This window comes from Mesorhizobium newzealandense (assembly GCF_042682145.1).
In the GTDB taxonomy this organism is placed as follows: domain Bacteria; phylum Pseudomonadota; class Alphaproteobacteria; order Rhizobiales; family Rhizobiaceae; genus Mesorhizobium; species Mesorhizobium newzealandense.
Map to the genome: position 1 here is coordinate 34,180 of NZ_JBHUGZ010000016.1, position 20,466 is coordinate 54,645.

Annotated in this window: 19 protein-coding genes and 2 pseudogenes; 16 read left to right on the plus strand and 5 right to left on the minus strand. The window is 58.9% G+C overall.

Features of this window, described 5'->3' with window-relative positions:
* Position 1: 1 nt before the first annotated feature.
* The 12 genes and pseudogenes from ACFSOZ_RS23105 to ACFSOZ_RS23160 all read left to right on the plus strand — a co-directional run bounded on the left by ACFSOZ_RS23105 (position 2) and on the right by ACFSOZ_RS23160 (position 13,234).
* Positions 2–1,117, plus strand: a complete 1,116-nt coding sequence (locus ACFSOZ_RS23105) for a mandelate racemase/muconate lactonizing enzyme family protein (protein WP_379101745.1) — start codon at positions 2–4, stop codon at positions 1,115–1,117.
* Positions 1,114–1,899, plus strand: coding sequence for an enoyl-CoA hydratase-related protein (locus ACFSOZ_RS23110; RefSeq protein WP_379101747.1), 786 nt, complete (start codon positions 1,114–1,116; stop codon positions 1,897–1,899). The genes ACFSOZ_RS23105 and ACFSOZ_RS23110 overlap by 4 nt, the downstream gene beginning before the upstream one ends.
* A 2-nt stretch (positions 1,900–1,901) precedes the next feature.
* Positions 1,902–2,423: an acyl-CoA thioesterase gene (locus tag ACFSOZ_RS23115; RefSeq protein WP_379101749.1), complete on the plus strand. Its 522-nt coding sequence runs from the start codon at positions 1,902–1,904 to the stop codon at positions 2,421–2,423.
* Between the two features lie 4 nt (positions 2,424–2,427).
* Positions 2,428–3,546 (plus strand): mandelate racemase/muconate lactonizing enzyme family protein, encoded by a 1,119-nt coding sequence (locus ACFSOZ_RS23120; protein ID WP_379101751.1) that lies wholly within the window; start codon positions 2,428–2,430, stop codon positions 3,544–3,546.
* A gap of 451 nt (positions 3,547–3,997) precedes the next feature.
* Positions 3,998–5,032: a CaiB/BaiF CoA transferase family protein gene (locus tag ACFSOZ_RS23125; protein WP_095081508.1), complete on the plus strand. Its 1,035-nt coding sequence runs from the start codon at positions 3,998–4,000 to the stop codon at positions 5,030–5,032.
* A gap of 160 nt (positions 5,033–5,192) precedes the next feature.
* Positions 5,193–6,637: pseudogene (locus ACFSOZ_RS23130) on the plus strand (ISKra4 family transposase).
* A 177-nt stretch (positions 6,638–6,814) separates the two neighbouring features.
* Positions 6,815–7,297 carry a hypothetical protein gene (locus tag ACFSOZ_RS23135; RefSeq protein ID WP_379101754.1) on the plus strand — a complete coding sequence of 161 codons (483 nt, stop codon included), beginning with the start codon at positions 6,815–6,817 and terminating at the stop codon, positions 7,295–7,297.
* Between the two features lie 3 nt (positions 7,298–7,300).
* The gene (locus ACFSOZ_RS23140; protein WP_379101756.1) at positions 7,301–8,206 is read left to right on the plus strand and encodes an MBL fold metallo-hydrolase; all 906 of its coding nucleotides are present in this window, start codon (positions 7,301–7,303) and stop codon (positions 8,204–8,206) included.
* A 187-nt stretch (positions 8,207–8,393) separates the two neighbouring features.
* On the plus strand, positions 8,394–9,701 hold the full coding sequence (locus tag ACFSOZ_RS23145) for a trypsin-like serine protease (protein WP_379101758.1): 1,308 nt from the start codon (positions 8,394–8,396) through the stop codon (positions 9,699–9,701).
* Positions 9,698–10,543, plus strand: a complete 846-nt coding sequence (locus tag ACFSOZ_RS23150) for a lysozyme family protein (RefSeq protein ID WP_379101759.1) — start codon at positions 9,698–9,700, stop codon at positions 10,541–10,543. Before ACFSOZ_RS23145 ends, ACFSOZ_RS23150 begins: the two co-directional genes overlap by 4 nt.
* A 48-nt stretch (positions 10,544–10,591) precedes the next feature.
* Entirely contained in the window at positions 10,592–11,428 is an 837-nt protein-coding gene (locus ACFSOZ_RS23155) for a S1/P1 nuclease (protein ID WP_379101761.1), read from the plus strand.
* 252 nt (positions 11,429–11,680) lie between these two features.
* Positions 11,681–13,234: a hypothetical protein gene (locus tag ACFSOZ_RS23160; protein ID WP_379101763.1), complete on the plus strand. Its 1,554-nt coding sequence runs from the start codon at positions 11,681–11,683 to the stop codon at positions 13,232–13,234.
* A 595-nt stretch (positions 13,235–13,829) separates the two neighbouring features.
* On the opposite strand, the pseudogene ACFSOZ_RS23165 reads toward ACFSOZ_RS23160, so the two are convergent.
* Positions 13,830–14,273, minus strand: a pseudogene (locus tag ACFSOZ_RS23165) (IS630 family transposase); the annotation flags it as partial.
* A 1,009-nt stretch (positions 14,274–15,282) separates the two neighbouring features.
* Here ACFSOZ_RS23165 and ACFSOZ_RS23170 point away from each other — a divergent pair.
* From ACFSOZ_RS23170 to ACFSOZ_RS23185, 4 genes are read left to right on the plus strand one after another with little or no spacing between them, the layout of a single operon-like run.
* Positions 15,283–15,456 carry a helix-turn-helix domain-containing protein gene (locus ACFSOZ_RS23170; protein WP_379101765.1) on the plus strand — a complete coding sequence of 58 codons (174 nt, stop codon included), beginning with the start codon at positions 15,283–15,285 and terminating at the stop codon, positions 15,454–15,456.
* Between the two features lie 28 nt (positions 15,457–15,484).
* Positions 15,485–16,783, plus strand: a complete 1,299-nt coding sequence (gene istA / locus ACFSOZ_RS23175; RefSeq protein ID WP_379102011.1) for an IS21 family transposase — start codon at positions 15,485–15,487, stop codon at positions 16,781–16,783.
* Positions 16,773–17,549, plus strand: coding sequence for an IS21-like element helper ATPase IstB (gene istB / locus ACFSOZ_RS23180; RefSeq protein WP_206073656.1), 777 nt, complete (start codon positions 16,773–16,775; stop codon positions 17,547–17,549). Before istA ends, istB begins: the two co-directional genes overlap by 11 nt.
* On the plus strand, positions 17,546–17,767 hold the full coding sequence (locus tag ACFSOZ_RS23185) for a hypothetical protein (protein ID WP_095085189.1): 222 nt from the start codon (positions 17,546–17,548) through the stop codon (positions 17,765–17,767). The genes istB and ACFSOZ_RS23185 overlap by 4 nt, the downstream gene beginning before the upstream one ends.
* Here ACFSOZ_RS23185 and ACFSOZ_RS23190 read toward each other — a convergent pair.
* The 4 genes from ACFSOZ_RS23190 to tnpA all read right to left on the minus strand — a co-directional run bounded on the left by ACFSOZ_RS23190 (position 17,764) and on the right by tnpA (position 20,416).
* Positions 17,764–18,072, minus strand: a complete 309-nt coding sequence (locus tag ACFSOZ_RS23190; RefSeq protein ID WP_379102013.1) for a hypothetical protein — start codon at positions 18,070–18,072, stop codon at positions 17,764–17,766. The genes ACFSOZ_RS23185 and ACFSOZ_RS23190 overlap by 4 nt on opposite strands.
* Positions 18,072–19,637, minus strand: coding sequence for an IS66 family transposase (gene tnpC / locus ACFSOZ_RS23195; protein ID WP_379101766.1), 1,566 nt, complete (start codon positions 19,635–19,637; stop codon positions 18,072–18,074). The genes ACFSOZ_RS23190 and tnpC overlap by 1 nt, the downstream gene beginning before the upstream one ends.
* A gap of 72 nt (positions 19,638–19,709) precedes the next feature.
* Positions 19,710–20,057, minus strand: a complete 348-nt coding sequence (gene tnpB / locus ACFSOZ_RS23200) for an IS66 family insertion sequence element accessory protein TnpB (RefSeq protein WP_379101768.1) — start codon at positions 20,055–20,057, stop codon at positions 19,710–19,712.
* Entirely contained in the window at positions 20,054–20,416 is a 363-nt protein-coding gene (gene tnpA, locus ACFSOZ_RS23205; RefSeq protein ID WP_379101770.1) for an IS66-like element accessory protein TnpA, read from the minus strand. Before tnpA ends, tnpB begins: the two co-directional genes overlap by 4 nt.
* Between the last annotated feature and the right edge of the window lie 50 nt (positions 20,417–20,466).

Here is a 20,466-nt window from a genome sequence, read left to right on the forward strand (position 1 = left end):
GATGAAGATCACCGGGCTCGCGGCCTACCGGGTTGTCCTCGACAAATGGGGCGTCGAAACCCGTTACACCCACGCCCTCAAGATCTCGATCCCGCTCGAAACCACTGTGCTGCTCATCGACACGGACGAAGGGCTCGTCGGCTGGGGCGAGACGATGACCCCGCCTAGCTACTACCTGCCGACGTCGCCGCAGACGGCACGCGCGGGTCTGGACCTCATCGCCCCGATCCTTCTGGGCGCTGACCCATGCAACCACCGCGCACGGATGGAGGAGATCGCTTTCGCGATGCGCGGACACAAGCCGACGAAGTCGGTCATAGACATGGCTCTCTGGGACCTGGTCGGAAAGGCGAGGGGTCTGCCGCTTGTCGACCTCTGGGGCGGCAGGGTCGTCGAGGACATGCCTGTCTTGTGCCTCGTCAGTACGGGCACGCCGGACGAGCAGCTTGCCGAGATCGCGGACTTCCGCGCGCAGGGCTACAAGCTCTTCCAGATCAAGATCGGCGACCGTTCGCCTTCGGAGGAAATCGCCCGCATCCGAACTTGCCAGGGCGACATGCGCGAAGGCGAGCGCTGCTGGTTCGACGCCAACCGCGCGTGGACCATCGACCAGGCCATGCGCATCATGCCGCTATGCCGCGACCTCGCGCCTCTCTTCGAGCAGCCCTGCGAATCCTACGAGGAGTGCCTGACGGTCGCCCGTCACACGGGCATGGGGCTCATGCTCGACGAAGCCATCGAGGACCAGCCGAGCTTCATCCGAGCCGCCCGTGACGGCATCATCAATGTCGCAGTCCTCAAGATGGGTTCGACGGGTGGTATCTCGCAGCACCGCCATCTGACCGAGCTTGGCCTACGGCTCCGCATTCCCATGCGCATCGAGGACTTCTACGGCACGGGCCTGACTCTGGCCGCCGTCGCCCATCTCGCTCAGGGCCTGCCGGAGGCGGCATGCTTCGGCCTATACGATTACTACCTGCCGGAAGTACCGTTGGTGAAGAACCCCTTCCGGGTCGTGGACGGTCGCGTCAATGTTCCCAACGACTGCGGTCCGGGCCTTGGCGTGGACGTCGACCTGGAGGTCCTTGGAGACCCTATCATGGAGTGGCGTGCGTGAGTTCCCCGGTTAAGACAGAAAGACGCGGCCGCGTACTCGAGATCGTTCTCGACCGGCCGAAGGCGAACGCCATCAACGCCGCGACGTCGAAGGAGTTGGGCGAGGCGTTCCGCACGCTCAACGAAGACGACAGCCTGTCGGTCGCTATCATCACAGGCGGCGGCGACAGGTTCTTTTCTGCGGGCTGGGACCTCAAGGCGGCCGCCGAGGGCGAAGCGCCGGACGCCGATCAGGGCATCGGCGGGTTCGCTGGCCTCACGGAGTACTGGGGCCTGAACAAGCCCGTAATCGCGGCGGTGAACGGGCTGGCACTCGGCGGCGGGTTCGAGCTTGCCCTAGCCGCCGACCTGATCGTCGCGGCCCCACATGCGAAATTCGGCCTCACCGAAGCGGCCATCGGTCTCATTGCCGATGCTGGCGGCGTGATCCGTCTTCCGCGCAGGCTTCCACGGCCCATAGCAATGGAGATGCTGTTCACCGGAAGGCAAGTCAGCGCGCACATGCTGGAGAGCTGGGGTCTCGTGAATGAGGTCGTACCCGGCGGCCAGCTAATGTCGGCCGCGCGCGAGCTTGCCGATCGGATCGCCGCATCGGCGCCTCTCTCGTTGCAGGCGATCAAGGAAATCGACCGGGCGACCGAAGGGCACGGCGAACGGGAAGCCTACCGGATCATGCGCGAGGCTGATCTGCCCGTGTACCGACGTGTCTATACGAGCGAGGACGCAGCCGAAGGGCTGGCAGCTCTATCCGAGAAGCGCGCACCCAACTGGAAAGGACGCTGACAATGGCGGAAGTCTATGATGCCCCGTTGCCCTGGACAGGCGATATCGAATCGCCGCTCACGCTGTTCCGGGCGGAAGTCCGGCAAGAGTGGATCGACGTCTTCCAGCACGTGAATGTCGCGCACTACCTGACCATGGGTGACCATGCGAACTGGGCTTTCTGGAACTGGCTGAACGGTCCCGACAGCGCGATGGAAGCGCGCGATGGCCATGAGTACGTCATCGTCGAAAACCACGTCCACTACATCAACGAGCTGGCGTTGGGCACGCCGATCCATGTCACCACGCAGCTCATCGGCATGGACAAAAAACGCTTCGTCCTCTTCCACCACATCTGGAAGTCGGAGACGAACGAGCTGGCAGCCACGAACGAGGTGAAGTGTCTCGGGTTCAACCTGACGGAGCGGCGGCCGGAGAACTGGCGGCCTGTCGTCGCGAAGAGGCTCGAACAGATCCTGCAGTCCCAGACCGGACAGGAAGTTCCCGCCGTCGCCGGACAGGGCATCGCCCTGAAGAAGAGCTGATCCAATGCGCATCGATAGGATAACGCTCTACTCTGTGCCGATCGACGTCGGCATGGAGCTCACGCGGTATGTGTCGAGCCAGTCGATCAACCCGGCGCTCGACGTCCTCGTGGTGAAGATCGAAACCGATGACGGTCTCGTCGGCTGGGGCGAAGTTTCCTCCGCGCCCCCTTACTATCTGCCGGAACTCTCGGCAGGCGCCCGCGAGGGCATCCGCCATGTCTCGCCAGTCGTGCTAGGACGCGATCCGCGACAGGTCGCGGCCATACTGCAGGACATATCCGCGGCGCTCAGAGGGCATGGCAACGCGAAAACCGCCCTGGAGATGGGGCTGTGGGATCTCGCGGCGAAGGCACACGGCCTGCCGCTCATCGACCTGTGGGGCGGACGTGTATCGGATTCCTTGCCGGTGCTTGCCGTGGTCCGCATCGGAACGCGCGACCAGACGCTTGCCGCCTTCGACAGGGAGCGAAAGAAGGGATACTCGCGATTCCAGATCAAAGTCGGGGGAGGCGAGATACATGAGGATATCGAGACCATCCGAATGGTCGAAGAGATAGCGCTTCCTCATGAGCGCCTCTGGTACGACCCAAACCGCGGCTGGCTCGTCGATGACGCAATCCGCGTGATCAAGGCGCTGCGCGAACTCTCGCCGATGATCGAGAATCCTTGCGACACCTACGAGGAGTGCCGGACCGTTGCCCAGCGCACCGGTGTACGGATCATGCTCGATGAGGTGCTCGACAGTCCGCGGCGTTTCCTCGAGGCGGTCGAGAACCAGGTTCTTGACGTCGCCTCGCTGAAGACCTCGTGCATCGGCGGCATCGAGGCCACCCGGCAGGCGATGTCGCTTGCCAGAATCCTTGGCGTGCCTGTCCGGATCGAGGACTACTATGGGTCGGGAATCCTGCTCGCCGCGGTGACGCACCTGGCACACACGCTGCCACGCAATCTCGTCTTCGGCCTGTATGACTACGTCAGCGACGACCTTCCCCTCGTGAAAAACCCGTTTCGTGTCATCAACGGAGAAATCCGGCTTCCCGACGACTGCGGACCAGGGCTTGGCGTCGAAGTGAACGAGGCGATCCTTGGCGATCCCGTCGCGGTCCTGGGGCCAGCCTGACCGCGAGGCATCACGGGATGGTTGTCGGGCGGGGATCATCCGGCAGCCGTCCAATCCGATTCCGGGAAGTCATTCATGGTCGTGCTAGCCAGCCCCGCAGAAGTCCGACGTGAGGTCGTGACCGGCCCGCTGTACACAGCCGTGATAATCACCTTCCAGCGGCTTGGCGAGCAGCCCGGGGGAGACAGGCTGAAGGCCTACCTGGTCAACTTCGCCATCGGCTCGCGTTCGCATGCACATGTACAAGGTCGTTTAAATCCTGATCGCCGTTTCGGGCAGGGGCGTAGTAGCCGATGCGTCCGGCGAGCGTGTCATGGAGGCGGGAGACGGTTCGCCATGATCCCCGCGGGCATCCACACTGGCACGGGGCGCCGGGCGAGTATTCCTTCTCGCACATCACCATCTCCAAGGTCGGTGAAGAGATCATGATCGTGGCTGGAGACGCTCGCGGATGAAGACAGCTCTGACAAGCATCAAGGTAATCGACATCTCCGTCAACGCGCCTGGACCGTTCGCATCGATGGTGCTCGCGGACATGGGAGCGGAAGTCATTTCGGTCGTGAACCCGGTGCAGGCGAAGCCAGAATATGCGGGAGCCGCCGACGACCCGATGCTCGCCGGACGCGGAGGTCCGAATGACGCGTTGGCCAGGGGCAAGTCGCGGCTTCCGCTGAACCTGAAGTCGGAAGAGGGTCGCGCTGACCTCCTGCAGCTCGTCCGGACTGCGGACGTCTTCATCAGCGAGATGCGTCCAGGAAAGCTTGAGGCGCTCGGCCTTGGATGGGAAGTTCTCGGCTCGGAGAACCCGCGGCTTGTACTGTGCGAGATCACGGGCTACGGCAGTAAGGCACCGCACGCGGCGCGGGCAGGCCACGACATCAATTACCTCGCGCTGTCCGGCGTGCTCTCCTTGATCCGGGACGGGCAGGGCAAGCCGGTCGCCCCCCAGAACATCATCGGCGACTACGCGGCAGGCGGTACCCTTGCCGTATCCGCGATCCTGGCCGCACTGCTCGAACGTGGGCGTACGGACAAGGGACAGCGCATCTGCCTCTCGATGACGGACGGCGTCAGGTATCTCCTGTCCGACATCTCGGCGGCGACCGTTCTGGGCGGGCACCCGGAGGAATCCTGGCGCGGATCCTTGAGCGGCGGGATGCCGACCTACGACACCTACGCTACCTCGGACGGCGGCTGGGTTGCGGCCGGCGCGCTGGAGCCTAAGTTCATCGCGGAGATCGGGCGGAAGCTCGGCTGGCCCGAACTGAGCGGACTGATGGAGCGCAAGGAAGGCTGGCCGGAGGCAAGGAAAGGCCTGACCGAGCGCTTCAAGGCCCGCTCGCTGGACGATTGGAGCAGCGTCTTCGCCGATAGCGACGCTTGCGTGACCCCGGTCCTTTCGCTGGCGGAGGCCCACCCTGGCGGTATGCCAGAGCTGGTTGACGTGGTGGGGCAGCGCGCGAGGTCGCAGGACGCGACCGAATGATCCCGATTTACTGTCCCAGCGACGCGCTCTCGATTGCTTCAGGAGCCTCCTGCGTTTCATCGCTTCGGTCACCCCGTGAGACCGGTAATTTTTCTGGGGTTGAGCACGGATTGTTAGGCCCGAGCAGTTCATCACCGTCGCTTTGTTCGGAGAAGCAACGATGGCGGTGGAGTGGACAATCACAATCGAGGGAAAGAGCGAGTTCGGCGACGTTTTTCGTCGGGAGGTCCGGGTCGACAAGAGCTGGGAGCGCCTGTTCGACGGCGAAATCGGCCTGTCGATCGAAGACGGCAAGAAGATCATGACGGCGCTGCAGAGCGCGGTCGTAAACCAGGAGGTGAATGCCTATGCTCTGTTTCGGCGGGTTTGCCCGGACTGCCACACGTTCCGGCCGGTCAAAGACTATACGGCGCGCCGGATCCGAACTGTGTTCGGCACGGTGGAGGTGCGCAATCCCCGCTGGATGCTGTGTGGGGATTGCCATCCAGGGATGGTCGTTGCTTTCGCGCCACTGAAGGAAATCTGCCCGGATCGGGCGACGCCCGAGCTGATGGAACTGACGGCGCGGCTGGGAAGCATGATGCCGCCAGAGTGCTCACCGAATTTCTGCCCATTGAGCCTACCGAGACGCATGCGACCGTGCGCAAGCGCACCATCAGGATCGGTGAACGGCTGGACGAGCAGGTTGCAGAGGAAGAACGGCGCGCAAGGGCGCAAGCTGATGATCGACGCCAGCTCGAAATGGAGCTTCCCGGCGATCGGCGCAAAGAGTTTATCATCAGCATCGACACAGCGCATGTGCGAAGCGCCGATCCCAATGCAGCGCGAAACTTCGAACTCGTTGTAGCCAGATGCGGTCGCGGCGGTCGAGGCGAACCCGGTGGCCGCTATTTCGTGACCAGCAGCACCGACCAAACCGCAATCCGAGATCGAGCGCTCCACGCGCTTCAGCAAGAGGGATATTGCGGCTTTGGCGACGTCACCGTGATCTCGGATGGCGCCGAAATCCTGAAGCGCCTGCCCCGCGCCATGCCAAGGCCGACCAGCCATATCATCGACTGGTTCCACATCGCCATGAAGCTCCAACCAATGCAGCAGATCGCCGACCACATGGTTCGATCTCGCGCGGACGGTGCCAGGCCCCTTCCAACCATCCACAGGGACATCAGAGCCGTCAAGTGGCGCCTGTGGCATGGGCGCGTCGATCGCGCGATCCGCGACCTGGAGCAACTCTTGGAGAGAGTGAAGGATTCGCAAGGAGACAGCGAGTTCTCGATCGCACGGCTTCATAGCCTCGGCTCGCAGCTCCTGACCTATGTCAGATCGAACCGCGGCGCGATCGTCAACTATGGCAAGCGATACCGAGCTGGGCTTCGTGTCGCCACCAGCCTCGCCGAGTCAGCAGTGAATTCGCTTGTCGGCAAACGCATGGTCAAGAAGCAGCAGATGCGCTGGTCTCTCCACGGTGCGCACATGCTCATGCAGGTCAGGACGGCGGAGATCAATGGCGAACTTCGCGATCGGCTGCGGGCACCGTTCCGACAGCCAGAACCGAACGTGCCTCCATTATTCAAGCCCAAACCGCCCCTTCTGCGCGCCGCCTAACCCCAGAGAAGTTACCGGTCTCCTTTAGAGGCTTCGAGCGGCGGCTGACGCCGACGATGCGCCAGCACCATGTCGCCGGTGACAAGGTGCTTAGCGCAAGCCGAAAGAATTGCTTTATAAATCATCGTTGAAATCTGACGCGAGTCTTCATACGGTACGGCAGAGAGGGGGCTTCAGATGAACGATATCCTGGCGAAAATTTCATCCTACAATCTATTCAATAATTTGGTTCCAGGCGCCATCTTGGCCGCGCTGTTGTCGTTGCTGGATATCTACCACATCGGGAGCCTGTCGTTCGTCGCGGACTTGGTTGTCTATTATTTCCTCGGGATGGTCGTGAGCCGTGTGGGCTCAATCCTGATCGATCCGGCTCTCAGGCTTTTTAGGTTGCTTCCGCCCCGTAACTATGGCGCCTTTATCGATGCCAGCGCCAAGGATGAGAAGATTTTGGTTCTGCTGGAGACCAGCAATATGTACAGAACGGTTTTCGCGCTGCTGCTGGTCGTTTTTGCAGCTTTCAATCTAAGGTCTTTTTCCTCGTCCCTCTCCCCCGGGACGGCAATAAATATCGGCCTTCTGGTGCTGGCGGCACTCTTTCTCGTTTCCTATCGCAAGCAAAATTATTTTATCACCAAACGCGTCGAACATCACAAGAGCTAAGAAATGTCATTGGTCAAATCCCTGTCCGTCGGCAACGGCGACATGTTTTACATCCTTCACAACAGCGACAATTTCACGATTATCGACTGCTGCATGAGCGAGGAGCAGAAGGAAGAAATCATCGATGAGATCAAGGCGATCTCGGCTGGAAAGAGTATCACGCGTTTCATCTCAACCCACCCCGATGAAGACCACATCATGGGTCTCGCTTACCTGGATGAGCAGATCAGCATCGTCAATTTCTATTGCGTCGCCAACCAAGCGACCAAGGACAGTCCGTCTGAGTCATTTGAGCATTATTGCCAACTGCGAGACTCACAAGCGGTCTACAATGTTTTCAAAGGCTGCTCCCGCAAATGGATGAACTTGAGCGATGAAGAGCGGGGCAGCTCCGGCATCAGCATCCTCTGGCCGGAAGTGGCGCATGCCAGTTTTCAGGCCGCCCTCGCCGACGCCGCCGATGGCTTGGCTTTCAACAACATGTCGCTGGTCGCTCGCTACCAGCTCGAGGGCGGCGCCAGTGTCATGTGGATCGGGGATCTTCATACCGAGTTCATGGAGGAGATCTTCGACAGCGTCGACTTGCCCAAAACTACGGTTGTTTTCGCCCCACATCACGGCCGTCAGAGCGGCAAAATCCCGAACTCCTGGCTGGAGAAGCTAGACCCCCAAGTTATTGTGATTGGCGAAGCCCCTTCGCGACATCTGAACTACTATACCGGCTACAAAATCGTCACCCAAAACGAGGCAGGTAACATCACCATGGACTGTGTCGGCAACAAGGTTCATTTTTACGTCTCGAATGAAAATTACACGCGCGAAGATGTGCTAGATGATGAGGGAATGTCTGAATATTCTAACTACGTCGGTTCGATTACTGTGGAGACAGAGTACACGTTAGGCGGCTGACTCTTCGCTTGGATTGGATAACCTGCTTTAAAGCGACGGCGCGCGCCCTGTGCTGGGTACATTTTTGTCTTTAAACCAAGTTAATTCACAGAAGTAACCAAAGAAAATTTGAAATACGTCGACTAGATGCTTGTACGTTCGGTAATTATGCTGTCTGGTGCCAATGTGGTCTTGGAGTGTTGGCCAAGTGAAACTAGTTTTGGCGGCAACGTTGGTATTCGCGCTGGTCGGTCAAACCTTCGCCGGTGACCTGACCCAGAACGGACAATTCCAACTGGATTTTAGCAAAACCCTCGACGCCGCAAAGCTTGGCCAACCGAATAAAGTCCCATTGGTTCAGTTCTTTAAGGCGCCGGGCTATGGATTTGAGAATCCGCAAATCGATTTTGAGGCCATCGGCCATGAAGACACGGATGGCGGTTTCAAAATCGAGCGAAAAGGATGCCCGACGTGCATCATTAATCCTTTAGATCCGCTTCCCGACGATACGAAAATCAACGTTACCCCTGATCCTGCTCTTCCCCTAAAGACTTTTACAACGCTCGCTGCCGACGATCCCGCCGACTGGTTTAGGCAGGCAGTAGCCAAAGGCGGGAATGACAGTGACTATCTTGGCTGCAACAAGCCGTTGGATTTAAAGCCGAGCAACCAGGGGGGTCAGCAGAAATTTTCTGCACGTCAGTTTCCGGAGGTGGTCAAGCTGGAAATTTTGCAGCCAGACAGACCGACTGCGGAACTTTGCACAGGCACGATAGTCGGCGCGGACTGGGTACTTACTGCTGCACATTGCATTACCAGCAAAAAGTCCGCCGAAGGGGCCAATAACGCGCTTAATCGACCGATCGGCGGAGATTTTGTGTTTGATCCCGCCTCAGAGGAACATGCCATAAAGGTTATTGCCCAGAACTCGGCCTTGAACGATGTCGACAAAGTGCGATATGGCGACCGGGCTATCGTTCATCGCCTCTATGATGTCGATCCATCGTCAAGTTCCCACGACATCGCGCTTGTGCACTTGCCCCAGCCATTCGATCCAAAAGAGTTTCCCGGCGCGACGCTGTCCACGGAGTTTGATGCTTATGCCACGCTCGCAGGGTACGGTATCTCGAATACCGCGGCCCCTATCGGCAAGTTCTACGTGACTATGCCGCCGCCGCTCATCCAAGACGGTGAGCACCTGACGTTCGTCCCAACAGACTACAATGGCGCGTTCTGCCAAGGCGATTCTGGTGGACCGGTCTATGTCGGGACCAACAGGGGCTGTCAGCCTACCGACCTCATTCCAGAGGGCCGACCGCGACGGGTCGAAGGCGTCATCTCTTACAATGTCGAGACATCCGAGGACACGATGGCCTCGAGTTGCGTCGCAGCTACCAATATGGCCAGTCAAAATGTGACCGCGAAGGAGACCCGAGACTGGATTTGTGAAACGTCGGGCAGCGAAATCAACGGCTGCAAGGCGCACCTCGATTTGAGAACGGAGGACATGAAATGAATAGGCGTGAACTAGTGATCGGTGGCTCCCTTTCCGCAGGCCTGGGGGCAATCGGCCCTGCGAGAGCCGCCGATGAAGACGTCGCACAGACAATCGCCACCCTTCAAGATGCTGATGTTGTCCTTGAGGGCGCCGGCGCGAGCATTGAGGCCAAAGATGCGATGGCGGATGGCCTCGTGGCCGTTGCCGGCATTTCCAATGGTCCGATATCGAAAAGGAAAATAGCCGACGAAGCGATCCAGATGATCGTGTTTTTCGAAGTGACCAGCAAAAATGTCTATAGGAGAAAGTATACGGGATTGGTGTGGCCAGGAGATAGGTCTGGGGTAACCTGCGGTATTGGCTATGACATCGGTTATGTCACGAAGGAGCGACTGAGGGCCGACTGGGCAGGGTACATATCCGACAAAGACATTGATAATCTCTCGGCGGCATGTGGCGTGAAGGGTGGCAAGGCCGGCGATCTCATTCCAAGTATGGCGCCGTTCGATGTTGACTACGATACGGCGTATCGACAATTCACCGAGAAGGGAGTGCCGAGATATACCGGTGAAGTCGAAGACGTCCTTCTGAACACACAATTCCTCAGTGCAAAGTCCTTGGGCGCTCTTGTGTCTCTCGACTACAACCGCGGATCATCCTTCAAAGTCAAACCGGAAAAAGATCTGAAGGGACGCTACCAGGAGATGCGAAATATCTTCACTCACATGAGAAACAAGGAGTTTGATAAGATCCCCGCTGAGATCGAGAACATGGCCCGTCTCTGGGAAATTCCTTACGTTCCAGGGCTTATCACACGGCGCAAGTTAGAAGCGAAATTGTTCCGTGAAGGCCGTGCCTGAATCGCTGGTGACTGCCGACGACGTGTCTGATCATTTGGGGAAATGACAATGAAAGCCATTATTATTGGGACCTTGCTCGCGGGTGCGACCTGCAGCCAAGCTTGGGGTTGGGGCCAAGAGGGACATGCGATCGTAGCGGAAATTGCGCAACGCCGTCTTTCGGCAACGGCCCTAGCGGAGGTCAAGCGCATTCTCGGCGGCGAAATCTCCATGGCCTCAGTCGCGAGTTGGGCCGACGATGTTCGTTCTGGCCCACATCCCGAGACTTACAATTGGCATTTCGTGGATATTCCATTGGCGGACAGTGTCTATGATCCGGTATCTGAATGCGCAGCGAGCTCGAAGGGTGACTGCGGGATCGCGGAAATCGACCGGGCCGAACATGAAATAACTTGCGCTACTGACCCCATGCAGCGGCGCGACAGCCTGCGCTATCTAATTCACTTTGTCGGGGACCTCCACCAGCCCTTCCATACGGTTGCCGAAGGCAACGGAGGCAATGACATAAAGGTAATGGTGAAGTTCGGGGGGTTGATCAAGTCTCCACCGAAAATAGCAGACGATAACCTCCACGCCGTTTGGGACAGCACGATCATCAAGCAAACGACCTACGCCTGGGGAGCCTATGTGGACCGCCTCGAGGGCGACTGGCTTCTCAAGCATCCGGAGGCGTCAGTAACGCTGGACCCGACTGCGTGGACGCTGGAGGCCCATGCCTTGGCGAAAGACGCGGCCGCAGGAATTGTTACGGGTGCCACGCTAGAGACCCCTTATTATGAGAAATCCCTTCCGATTGTCGATGAACAGCTGGGCCGTGCCGGTCTTCGCTTGGCTGCGGTCCTAAACCGTTGGCTTTCGACCGCCCCGGCCTGTCCTTTGCCCTAATTGCGTATTGATGCTGCGTCGCCGTTCTCCGCAGAGTATGTATCCTATGCTGCCCACTGCTAGACCCGTCGCCATGTATGAGCTGCTTCGTCTGCCAACTGGTCCTCTCTGACAATCAAAACGATCACTCTGGAAAAACCAAGGTTTGGGAGGGGGCGATTTGTACTTTGTCGATCAATATAAATTCTTATGGAAGGCCGGAACGGAGGATGTTACAGGTGGAGCCAACATTTGTTTGACGGAGGGACCGCAATGAAGGCCTTGGCGCTGCGTGTTGCGGCTGTTGTTATTTTGGTATGTGGCCCATTCAGTGCGGCAATGGCCGAGGACTGTCAGGTCGCTGCCCCCGACAAATTCCTCCCAAAGAACGGATCTACCAGCGCGCCGTTAAATGGCCTGCCAGCCCCTGCGACAGAAAATGATTGCGCCTTCTACAATTGGGCGTGGCAAGAATTCCTGTTCGCCACTCAAAAGGGCTACGACAAACGCCCGTCCTTTCTCTCTTACCCAACCATCGAAAAGGCATTCCCGAAGGTATTCTCAAAATCCGGTGGCAAGAAAAGAGACACCGTTGAGGTCATGTCGCTGTCGGTGCGTAACATTGAACCAATCCTAAATGTCATCGAACGTGTCAAACGAAGCGATGCGACGTTGAACGCAGGTGATCCTGTACCAGTACTTACGGATGGAGTCATGCAAGCTTCGCAGGGTGGCGCTGGAGCTATATTGGTTGATCAGAACCACAACCCGATATTCTACACGATTCACGTAAATCAGGTATTTGCCGACTTCGTAAAGGCCAATGGATTAGACGAAATGGAGCGCCTGCTCGCTGATCCAGCGAGCGAGGATGAGAAGGTGAGGGCGTTAAGGCCTGTGCCGGCCGAATTGGAATTTCGGCCTGGGGCAGTCGAGTTCAAATCATCTTGGATGATCATTGATGGGCCCAAAAGCAATTATTCTAATTATATAGTGACCCAGGCAAAAGTTCCCTACCTAAAGAACGAAGCCGATACCGCGGGAGGGGGAAGCCATCTTGTCATCGACAAATCCCGGCCGCCGCGACTCGTCAATGTCGCGCTGCTCGGACTGCATGTTGTTGGCGCAATTGACGGGCATCCGGAGTTGATTTGGGCAACGTTTGAGCATTCCGATGCGGCTGGCAATCGGGACATTGCACCTGCGGCTGAAGCAAACCCGGATCCCACCAAGACGCCATCCCAGGTTATTGGAGGTTCGGATCGCTCCTATGCGTTGTTCGAGGCAAGGACCTCGGTCGAGCTCGCAAATAAAGCTCTCTTACAGACTATCGGGGTCAATCAGAAATTTGGCACCGCCACATCAGTTTACCGAATGTTTCCTGGCGCGTCATCGATCCAGCCGCCCGAGGATGAACGAGTGCCTGAGGCTCCGTGGGAAGATCCGGCCGTATACACGCTGAACAAGCATATTGGAGAACTATTCACCTCCAATGATCCTCACAAGAAAGATTGGCGACGCAATTATCGACTAGTAGGCGCTGTGTGGATGGATAAGCCCCGCGGCGACAAGTTCGACGCCGGGCAGGCGTTTCCAGATGATGATTCTCGGTTGGCAGGTGAAAACCGTCTTTCTAACATGTCAATGGAGTCGTTCACGCAACAACCAGGCATTGGCGCTCCAAATTGCTTCTCCTGTCATGATACCCAAGCGCAAGACCAACTCTCTCAAATGTTTCCAGGAAAGCAGCTGCCCCCAAGGCGAATTAATATCAGCCACATATTCACTATTGTGGCCGAGAAATATCTGGCTTCAATTCAACATTGAAAGAGGAAATGCAATGGTAAGATTTATAGATGTTAACAAAATACTCAACGCTGCTGCGGCCGCTTCGAAGGCAAAGATAGGCCCCGTTGATTTACAGGCAAAGCACAAAGATACGACATTTCCGGATTTCTATGGAGACTTTACGAACACACAATTGAAGGCAGGTGTCGCAAGAGGGATGCCGCTTATTCAGCCCGGGGTCGTACCAGCGCCCGGCAAGATCGGGGATCAAGGTGAGTTCGCCAACATTGTATTGGCCCTCCGGGGCACTCTGCCTGGCGTACGCCAAATGCCTGGCGGAGGCCCGGCGGTTTCGGACCCCGACATACTAACAATTGTAGATTGGATAAACCACGGCTGCCCCGATTGACAGTGAACGTATGAGGCCGAGGTCGAGCTAAGGCCCTACGCTATAGGGTGCATACGCCTGGCAGTTAGCAGTGAAATCGACGGCCGGAGGTTCGTCGATTTCTGTTTCATCCGAATGTAGTTAAAAGATATTGAGCTACTTATCTTTACTGCCGCTGCGGAAAAAGGAGAAGATGCCACCGCTTCCTCCGCTGCCATCACTAGAGCAGTTTCTGGATAATCACGGTTAGGCATCGTAGCCGGCGTGGGCGAACAGGTTTTCGCATTCTTTGGGGTGGAAACGATCGATGGCGACGGCCACGGCGTCCCATAATTCCGGGATGGACCGGGCTGCTGCCTTTCGCAGTAAAGCCTTCAGCTTGGCGAAGGCCATCTCAATGGGGTTAAAGTCCGGGGAGTAGGGCGGAAGATAGCGAAGGGAAGCCCCCGCAGCCTCGATGATTTCGCGGACACCGACCACTTTATGAGCAGGCAGGTTGTCCATCACGACGACATCGTCGGGTTGAAGCGTCGGCACGAGGACGCGGCGCAAGTAGACCAGGAATGCTTCGCCATCCATGGCGCCGTCCAGGAGCCAGGGCGCGACGATCCCGTCGAGGCGCAGGCCGGCCGTGAAGGTCGTGGATTTCCAGTGCCCATGAGGAACAGCCGCCCGGCAACGCTGTCCACGCGTTAGCGTCCGGCGAACGCATTTTCGCGCGCTCGATTGGCCGAATCTATGGGACGCGCTTCACCTGATCGACCATGACACGGTCGATCATCTCAGGATCGCATTGTTCATCGACGAGGAACTGGCGGATTCCACCATCCCACGTCCGTATGTCGGCGAGGTGTCGAAGACGGTCGAAACCCGCTGATAAACGACGACAAGATCTGAAGCGCTGGAAGAGCAAAGGCGGCCGCCCGCGCGCTCTTCAACTAGCGCTGTAGCGGGCGGCCGCCTTTGCGGCGCGGTGCTGATCATGGGAGGTTGAAGGGATAGACGCGGGGCACGTCTCCAGCCGCCCTGAGGCGGCTTTCGACGTACCCCGCCATGCGCGTGCCTTGTGGTAGATCTGCGGGTAATCAGCGCCCAGAAACAATCCGGCGTAACACCGATCTCAACTGGCAAGTCCGGGCTCGGTGTCACGCTCCACTGACGGTGCGCGACTGCATTATCGCATTGTCAGCGCATTCCGTCGACCTTTTCCCCGAACTCCCAGCGGCGCTCCGAAAGGATCGTCGCGGATGCTCACGGGCCGCTTCTTTCTGTGCGGCCGCTGCCGTTCGCAGGTAACGATCTGCCGCAGCTGCGACCGGGGACAGCGCTACTGCGGCCAGGACTGCGCCCGTGCTGCCCGCCGCGAGAGTGTGCGCGAGGCGGGGCGACGTTATCAGCGCAGCCGCCGGGGACGCCTGGCTCATGCGGTCCGGGCCCGACGATATCGGGCTCGGCACAATAAAGTGACGCATCATTCTCCACCTGCATCTCCTGCCGGTTCACTACTGGTCAGTCCCTCGAACGATGTCGTCGCTGCTTTTGCTGACGTCGCCGGGCGGGCGACGACATCGGTCATGCCCACGCCGTGCTGTCGGCGCTGCGACTGTCGACTGTCGCCGTTCGTTCGCACCGGCTTCGTGCGTCGCCGGGGGCCTCGTTATGCCCGTGAAGCTGACTACGCAGACGGAGAGCCCGTATCATGACCATCAGCCCCGAACTGGAAGCGCAGATCCTGCGCCTGTATCACGCCGAGAAGTGGCGCTGCGGCACCATCGCCAGGCAATTGCATGTCCATCACACGACGGTGCATCGCGTTCTGGCCCAGGCGGGATTGCCCCGGCACAAGCCGCTGCAGAGAGGCCTCAATCATTGACCCGTATCTTCCATTCATTGAGCAGACGCTGGAAAAGTTCCCCTCGCTGACCGCCAGCCGCCTTTATGCGATGGTGCGCGAGCGCGGCTACCGGGGCTTGCCGACGCACTTTCGGCACCTGGTCGCCCTGCACCGTCCCCGCAAGCCGGCCGAGGCGTTCCTGCGGCTGCGCACATTGCCGGGCGAGCAGGGACAGGTCGACTGGGCCCACTTCGGTCACATCGAGATCGGCAACGCCCGCCGGCCGCTCATGGCGTTCGTGATGGTGCTTTCTTACTCACGCGACATCTACCTGCGCTTCTTCCTCGACGCGCGCATGGAAAACTTCCTGCGCGGTCACGTCGGCGCGTTCAACACATGGTGCGGGCTGCCCAGGGTCCTGCTCTACGACAATCTCAAGAGTGCGGTGCTCGAGCGCCAGGGCGATGCGATCCGCTTCCATCCGACGCTGCTTGCCTTCGCCGGCTTCTATCGGTTCGAGCCACGTCCTGTCGCGGTTGCCCGGGGCAACGAAAAAGGCCGCGTCGAGCGCGCCATACGGCATATAAGGGAAGCATTCTTCATCGCCCGCAAGTTCACCGATCTCGACGATCTGAACGCCCAGGCCGAACAGTGGTGCCGCAACCAGGCAGCCGACCGGCCATGCCCCGAGGACCGGACGATGACGGTCCGCCAGGCGTTTGCGCAAGAGCAGCCACTGCTTCTGCCGCTGCCCGCCAACCCATACCCCGTCGAGGAGCAGGTCGCCGCCAAGGTTGGCAAAACGCCCTATGTGCGCTTCGACCTCAACGATTACTCGGTACCGCATGCTCATGTCCGGCGCACGCTCAGCGTGCGCGCCGATCTCGGCCTGGTCCGCGTCTTCGACGGCGCAAAGATGATCGCCAGTCACCGTCGCAGCTATGATCGCGACCAGCAGATCGAGGACCCTCAGCACCTCAAGGCACTCGTCGCAATCAAGCGCGAGGCGCGCCAGCATCGCGGCCTCAACAGCCTGACCCGCGCCGTGCCGGCCTGCCAGACCCTGATGATCCGGGCCGCCGAGCGTGGCTCCAATATCGGTGCGATCACAAACGCGTTGCTGAAACTGCTTGACCTGTACGGCGCGCAGGAACTGCAGGCCGCCGTCGAGGAAGCTTTGCATGCCGGCGCCTCCCATTCGAGGTCGGTTCGCGACGTACTGGAACGCCGCCGGGTCGCCCGCGGTGCTCCGCCGCCGGTCGAAACGAGCCTGCCCGAACACGTGCGGCGCAAGGATACGACGGTACGGCCGCATCGCCTCGACAGCTACGACCAACTGACCCTTGGAGGCAAAGATGATGAATAATCCCGACATCCTGCTCAACCGGGCCAAGGCGTTGCGCCTCAATGGCCTGATCACCCATTGGGACGAAATCGCTGACGCGGACTGGCTGGCCGCCGTCCTTCAATGGGAAGAAGAGGAGCGCTCCGACCGTTCGATGCGGCGACGCACGCGTGCCGCCAGGCTCGGCCACTTCAAGCAACTGTCCGATTATGACTGGCACTGGCCTCGCCGCATCGACCGCGCCGCCGTCGAGGATCTGATGACCCTGTCCTTCATGAACGATGCCGCCAACATCGTCTTTATCGGCCCCAACGGCGTCGGGAAATCGACACTTGCTCGCAATGTCGCTCACCAGGCGCTCATCTGCGGTCACACCGTCGTCTTCCGAACCGCCAGCGAGATGCTCGGCGAACTCGCCGCCCTCGACAGCGACGCAGCCTTGCGCCGACGCCTTCACCACTACGCCGCCGCCGACGTTCTTGCGATCGACGAGGTCGGGTATCTGTCCTACTCGAACCGTCATGCGGACCTGCTGTTCGAACTCATCAGCCGGCGCTACGAAAAACGCTCAACCATCATCACCACCAACAGACCCTTCGCTGATTGGTCGGAGGTCTTTCCCAATGCCGCCTGCGTCGTCAGCCTCGTCGACCGCCTCATGCACCGATCCGAGGTGATCTCCATCGAAGGCGATTCCTACCGCTTCAAGGAAGCGGCCGAGCGATCAAAGGCACAGCGCGAAAAACGCACCAGCCGCTCCTCCGGCGAAAAGGTGCCCGCAGCATGAAACCAGATCCTCAACCGTCCGGCCTCAGTCGTGGTATCCACTTCCTCATCAATCCCGAATGGACACCCGAACAGGCGCTCGCTGTCTTCGAGCTCCTCAACGATCTCGCCGATAGCATCTGGTCTCACTACGGCGTCCAACTCCAGGAACTTATCCAGGAGCAGCAACGAACACCGACCGATCACAGCGATATCGAAAAAGCCCCGTCCTCGCTCTAAAGCACACATCCTCCACACTCGGCGGCCTGCAAAGGCCGCCTTTTTGTTCCGTCCACAAGCACCAAACGCTTGTCGTCGTTTAGACGCGCTTTTGAAAAGCCATCAACAGCGAGGAGACTTTGAAGGTCGTCGATACCATTCTGGGTTAGACCCTTCGTGCCATCTTCAGTGCCATCGCGCACATAAACCAATTCGCCCTCGGCGATATTGTCCGAGTTGGCGGTCACCTCCTCGATGAGTTCGAGGTTCTCGCCGATCATGCTGGCGACTTCTTTCAGCGTATAGATGAACCTTGAACGTGCCATCACGCAGCCTCGCATCGGTCTTTCGCCGGCGTCCAAAGCCACGGCAGTAATTCCTGGAGGCGGTCCTTGGGGTGATCCTGTATCCGGGTCAGGACGTCTTTCAGATAGATCTCCGGATTGTGGCCATGGAGTTTGGCAGTCTCAATGATGGTCAGGATATTGGCGATGCGCTCACCGCCCTTGTCTGACCCGGCAAATAGCCAGTTTTTTCTTCCGATTCCAAGCGGTCTCATGGCGCGCTCGGCTATATTGTTGTCGATCTCAACACGGCCATCGTCGATGTAAACGCTCAACGCTGCCCACCGCGAGAGGGCATATCGCATCGCTTCAGCCAGCTTCTGCTTCTGTGGCAGCGTCGAAAGCGTAGCCTCGATCCAGACCTTCAGCTCTCCCAGTATGGGCTTGGCATGTTGTTGGCGCAGTTTGCGTCGCTCGTCGGCAGGCATGCCGCGGATGCGATCCTCGATATCGTAGAGCGCACCGATGCGCGACAGCGCCTCGTCGGCGATCGGAGATGGCTTCAGCTTGATCACATCGTGGAACTTGCGGCGCGAATGCGCCATGCACGCGGCCTCGACGATCTGGTTGCCGTAGAGCTTCTTGTAACCTCCATAGCCATCAGCATGCATGACGCCGCTGAAGTTTGCGAGGTGGTCAGCCGGATGCACGCCCTTTCGGTCGGGGCTATAGTAATAGGCGATTGCTCCGGGAGTGGGATCTTGATAACCGCTGCCATCGAAGACATAGACCCAAACCCTGCCAGTTTTTGTCTTTCCTCGCCCAGGGTCGAGAACATCGACCGGGGTATCGTCCGTATGTATTCGGTCAAGCGCGGCGATGTGCGCCCTGATAGCCAAGACGAGCGGCGCAAGCAAAACGGACACGCGGCCAACCCAGTCCGCCATGACAGAGCGAGAGATGTCAATCCCCAGCCGGTCGTACATCTCGGATAGGCGGTAGAGAGGGATATGATCGTCGAATTTGGCGACCATGATATGGGCGAGCAATCCCGGTCCGGGCTTGCCGCGTTCGATCGGCAGGGTCGGCATCTCACCCGCTACCGTCGTGTCGCACTCCCTGCAGATCATGCGCTTTTCGACATGACGGACAATCTTGATGGACGCCGGCACGTGCTCCATCACCTGGACCACCTTGTCTGCGGCCTTCAGGAACGATGTGCCTCCGCACGTCGGACAATTGCAGGGCGCGGCATAGACCAGCTCTTCGGTGGGAAGACCATCGGGCAACGGTTTGCGCTTCGGCTTGTCCGAGGTGTCGTTCAACTCCGGCAAAGGAGCTTTCCCGGAGCGCATCTCAGCCTCGGCACGAGAGGCCTCGATCTCCTCCAGCATCAGTTCGAATTGTTCGATTTTCCGGTCGATCTTTTCCGAAGAGGCGCCATGCTGCCGATGGCGGAGCAGTTCCAGTTGCGCGCGCAGAAGCCCGATAATGGAGTCGCGCTTGATGACTTCGGCTTCCTGGCTCTCAAGTTTCGCCGCCTGTTCAGCGACGAGCGCGCGCAAAACAGATAGCTCGTCCTGACTGTCCAGCGGCGTTGTTTCCATACCCGCAAACGTAGCCGATTTGCCCCTAACGCGCCAGCATTATGCCCCGGATGTCCTTGCAAAATATAGCTTTTAACCCGTTCGTCCGGGAGCAGAAGTCCACGCAGGTCGGCGCCAGTCGATCCCCTCAACAAGCATCGACAACTGAGCTTGCGTCAGATGCACAACTCCATCTTTCGCCGTCGGCCAGGGAAAGTATCCGCGTTCCAAAATTTTGTAAAACAGGCAAAACCCTTGGCCATCCCACCATAAAAGTTTGATCCGATCAGCGCGTTTTCCGCGGAAGCCGAAGATTGCGCCGGAGCCCGGCGCCTCCTTAATAGCCGCCTCGACAAGCGCCGACAGTCCATCAATGCCACGCCGCATGTCGGTCACCCCGCAGGCCAGATAGACCCGCACATTCCCAGAAGGCCCGATCATGCCGCCTCCACGCAAGCGATCAACGACCCGAGCATCCTTAGCTCCACGTCAGCCGGAACCCTCAAACACCGACCGTTTCGTAGCGAGATCTCGATGACCGCTGACGCCGGTGGCGTGTCAGGTGCCTGGGTAGCGCTCACCTCCTCGGTGATTTCCACCGGAAGGAACATCGCTGGTCGACCAACATAGCTGAAGGACTGCCGCCACAAACGGATCTGGCCAGGATGAATGTCATGCCGGCGAGCCACATCACCAATGCGAACACCAGGTTGATCCGCTTCTGACAATATCCTCAGTTTCGCCTCGTCCGACCACCGACGCCTACGCTCAGTGCCGGACATGATCTCCATGCGAGCCATGCAACCTCTTCGATCTGGTATTAATGTCAGCACTAATGCTGGTTCTAATG